General features: G+C 60.2%; 1 protein-coding gene. It reads right to left on the reverse strand.

The window, feature by feature from the left end:
* Window positions 1-793: hypothetical protein (locus A6049_RS32280; RefSeq protein WP_205412071.1), on the reverse strand; the 793-nt coding region annotated here is incomplete at both ends.

The following is a 793-nucleotide window of genomic DNA, read 5'->3' on the forward strand; positions in this document are numbered from 1 at the left end:
CCGTTGAACCAGTCGCGCCTGTGGCTCCAGTAAGTCCCGTTGCACCGGTGGCTCCGGTTGTTCCCGTTCCCGTTGCCCCTGTCGCACCTGTTACCCCAGTTAAGCCCGTTGCACCTGTCACGCCAGTAAATCCTGTCGCTCCCGTGGCTCCAGCTACTCCAGTAAGCCCCGTTGCACCAGTAGCTCCGGTTGTTCCAGTTCCGGTGGCACCTGTCACACCTGTTACCCCAGTAGATCCTGTGGCGCCGGTGGTTCCTGTTGTTCCCGTTACCCCTGTCACGCCAGTAAATCCTGTCGCTCCCGTGGCTCCAGTTACTCCAGTAAGACCCGTTGCGCCTGTGGCTCCAGTTATTCCGGTTCCCGTTGCACCTGTGGCTCCAGTTGCTCCTGTTCCGGTTGCGCCTGTTGCACCAGTTACTCCAGTAAGACCCGTTGCACCCGTGGCTCCGGTTGTTCCTATTCCGGTGGCACCTGTCACACCTGTTACTCCAGTAAGTCCCGTTGTACCAGTGGCTCCAGTTGTCCCGGTTCCGGTGGCTCCTGTCGTACCGGTTACCCCAGTAAGCCCTGTTGCACCAGTGGCGCCGGTCGTTCCCGTTCCGGTGGCACCTGCCAGACCGGTTACACCCGTAGATCCCGTCGTACCAGTAGCTCCCGTTGTTCCTGTTCCCGTTGCCCCTGTCACTCCAGTTACCCCAGTTAAGCCCGTTTCACCTGTCGCTCCTGTTGTTCCTGTTCCTGTTGCACCTGTCGTACCGGTGACCCCAGTAAGACCCGTTGCACCTGTGGCTCC

The organism is Paenibacillus sp. O199, assembly GCF_001636635.1.
In the GTDB taxonomy this organism is placed as follows: Bacteria; Bacillota; Bacilli; order Paenibacillales; family Paenibacillaceae; genus Paenibacillus; species Paenibacillus marchantiae.